This window comes from Dialister sp. UBA1703 (assembly GCA_002320515.1).
GTDB lineage: Bacteria > Bacillota > Negativicutes > Veillonellales > Dialisteraceae > Dialister.
In genome coordinates, this window is the sequence record DCJJ01000013.1 from 1 (window position 1) to 3,404 (window position 3,404).

General features: G+C 53.5%; 2 protein-coding genes. Both read right to left on the reverse strand.

All coding sequences use genetic code 11. The annotated features are described in order from the left end of the window. Positions 1 to 297 precede the first annotated feature (297 nt). A complete protein-coding gene (locus tag B2Y11_RS00750; protein ID WP_291054843.1) occupies positions 298 to 1,395 on the reverse strand; it encodes a rod shape-determining protein in 1,098 nt (365 codons plus the stop codon). Beyond that, on the reverse strand, positions 1,373 to 2,632 hold the full coding sequence (murA, locus tag B2Y11_RS00755; protein ID WP_291054845.1) for a UDP-N-acetylglucosamine 1-carboxyvinyltransferase: 1,260 nt from the start codon (positions 2,630 to 2,632) through the stop codon (positions 1,373 to 1,375). Before murA ends, B2Y11_RS00750 begins: the two co-directional genes overlap by 23 nt. Positions 2,633 to 3,404 lie beyond the last annotated feature (772 nt).

The window sequence follows — 3,404 nt, forward strand, 5'->3', positions numbered from 1 at the left end:
TGAATGAATCAGTGCTTCCCTAGTTCACCAATACACCAGCCCATTAAACCGGGTTTATACAAACTGGCGCCCTACATTATTTAAGGGGCGCCCACCAAGACCGATAGCTGGTAGCCGATAGCAGTCCTACCTGCCCACCAGCCCACCAGCCCACTAGTACACTAGTTCACCAGCACACCAGCCCACTAGTACACTAGTACACTATTACACTAGTACACTATTACACTAGTACACTATTAACCCACAAAAAAAGTACAGCCGGTTTCCCCAAGCCGTACTTTTCATGGTGTATTGATTTCAATGGAGATCCTGGAGGGAGTCTCTGAAGGAGTTGATATAGTTTAATGCGGAACCTGCTCCTACGGCGTTGACGTAGGAGGGGCGGTCTGCCACCCTTGCTGGGACGCCTATGACTCTGGTGATGAGGTCGGCCAGTCCCCGAAGCTGGGAGCCTCCGCCTACCATCATGATGCCGTTTTCCCGGATGGATGCCAGGAGGGCCGGCGGGGTACGTTGGAGTACGTCACGGATGTGGGTGAAGATTTTATAGAGGATAGGATTCAGCGCTCCTGCTATATCTTCACTGGTGACTGCCATCTTCACCGGCAGGCCGGAGACGATGGAGAGCCCCGAGGTTTCTGCGATTCTGGGCTGGCTGTCCAGGTCCCAGGAGGCGCCCAGGGCGATTTTGAGGCTTTCCGCCTCTTTGCGGCCGATACGGATATGGTATTTATCCCGTATGGCGGTAAGGATGGCCATGTCCATGCTGTTTCCCGATTCCCTGGAAAAATGGCTCACCACGATGCCCTGTTTGGACAGGACGGAAATCTTGGTGGAGCCGCCGCCCATGTCCACGATCATGGTGCCTTCTTTCTGGTGGTCTTCCAGTCCCATGCCCATCATGGCCGCCAGGGGCTGGTCGATGAGCACCGTCTTTCTGGCGCCTACAGCCACCGCCGCTTCCAGAAGGGCTCTTCTCTGCACGCTGTTGATGCCCTTGGGCACGCACATAATGAGCCTTGGATGGAAGAACATGCCCTTCAGGTAGGAGCGGTTCACGATGGAGTTTAGAAGATAGGCAGTGCCGCTGTAGTCTACAATAGCACTCTCCTTCATAGGGCGGCTGATGACGATTTCCGGCGGCGTTTTGCCTTCCATTTCCTCTGCCTTTGTGCCGTAGGCAAAGTACTCCCCGGTTACCCTGTTTTTGGCAATGACAGAGGCCTCAGGAAATACGAGGCCCTTGTGTTTGATGAAAAGAACGATATTCGACGTTCCGATATCCACGCCGATATCTTCCGACCCCAGGGAGCCGATCCAGTCGATGAGAGAATTCTGCCCTGAAGGGACGGAAAATTGGGAGGATGACTGTTTAATCCCTGTCGACTCTGACAATGTCCGCTCCTAACCCCTGCAGTTTTTCTACAAGATGATCATATCCACGGTCAATATGGTGAAGTTCCCCTACTTCCGTTTCCCCGTGGGCTGCCAGGCCTGCAATGGTGAGGGCGGCCCCGGCGCGAAGGTCCGTGGCTCTTACGAAGGCACCGTTCAGGAAGGGTACCCCCTGGACGATGGCGCATCTGCCCTCCACCTGGATGGAAGCGCCCATGCGCTGCAGTTCCCCTACATGCATGAAACGGTTTTCAAATACCGTTTCCGTAATCTTGCTGACGCCGTTGCCGATGGTCATAAGGGCCATGAACTGGGCCTGCAGGTCCGTCGGGAATCCGGGATAAGGAAGAGTTTTGATGTCGGTGGAACGGATATGGCCGTCGCTGATAACACGGACACTGTCGATATCCTTAATCACCTTCACCCCTGCTTCATTCAGCTTGGCCAGAAGAGGCTTCAGGTGTTCCGTAAGCACATTGTCAATGACCACGTCGCCGCCTACCATGGCTGCGCCGATCATGAAGGTGCCTGCTTCGATACGGTCCGGGATGACGGTATGGGAAACGCCGTCCAGCTCCTTCACCCCTTCCACACGGATGATATTCGTGCCGGCGCCTTTGATATTGGCGCCCATGGAGTTCAGGAAAGTGACAAGATCCACGATTTCCGGTTCCTCCGCCGCATTTTCAATGATGGTGCGGCCTTCCGCCGTAGCGGCAGCCATGAGGATATTTTCCGTAGCCCCTACGCTTGGGAAATCGAGATAAATGGTGGTTCCCTTCAGTCCATGGGGCGCATAGCCTTCCACAAACCCATTGCCCACATTGATTTCAGCCCCCATGGCTTCAAAAGCCTTGAGATGAAGATCGATGGGACGGCTGCCGATCATGCAGCCTCCCGGGAGCGCAATCTTCGCATGGCCCATTTTGGCAAGGAGCGGACCCATGATGAGGAAAGAAGCCCTCATTTTGCTCATGAGTTCATAGGAAGCCTCCGTCTTGTCCAGCATGGATGCATCAAAGGTAAGGACATTGTCTTCCCGCTTCACCTTCACACCCAGAGACTCCAGAACACTGCAGATGGTAGTCACATCATCCAGATTCGGCGCATCCACAATGGACGCGGGGGTGTTCGGAAGAAGGGTGGCTACGATGATAGGAAGAACCGCATTTTTCGCACTGGAAACGCGGACATGTCCATGAAGAGGACGGCCGCCATGAATCACTAATTTTTCCAAAAGGAATCACTCCTGTTACTTAAAAATCAAAGAAATCTTTCAGCTGATAATCATTTTATTCCAAGGATATTCCCTATTCCCGAAACAGGAATACGGAAAGATTGACGAAATCAAATCACCATGTATCATAGCAAAAATTATATATGATTTCAAGAGAAATACGACTGTGGAGCCTGAAAGGTTCTTAAGATTGATGGGCCCTCCGGGCCCAAGGGTTCTTAGGTTTAACAGCAGCTCCGCTGCTGAGGGTTGTGGATAGCCGCCTTTGGCGGCTATAAATATAAAGTCAGTGTTACCGGACTTGCATATGTGCCACTATGGCTCCCCCGTCATTTCGAGCGGAGGTACAAGCCGGCATGAATTCATAGCTTTATGGAGCCAGTGAAAGGGAGCCCTCAAATCTCCCTGCAGAAAGCTGCCTTTTGGCAGTCACGACCGCATAGAGTATCATTTCTCAGTTCAGCCTCGTACACACCGACTTCGCTGGATGGCGTCTCACTGGATTCGCGGGTCGCTTCTCTCCCCTATGAATCCAGTTCGCTTGCACACCCTGCGCCACTCCGTGGCCCTCTTCCCCTCAAGGGGACGCAAGACGTTACGGGATTACCCTCCTGCTACATAAATCACACTGTACTTTCTGCTGAATTGGCCACCTCCGGTGGCCTCCCCCTATCCCGCTTCGCGGGGCTCCTCCACGGGAAAGCGTCTCACACGATTCTCAGGTCGCTGCCGCTCCCCTACGAATCGTGTTCGCTTGCCACCCTATTCAGGG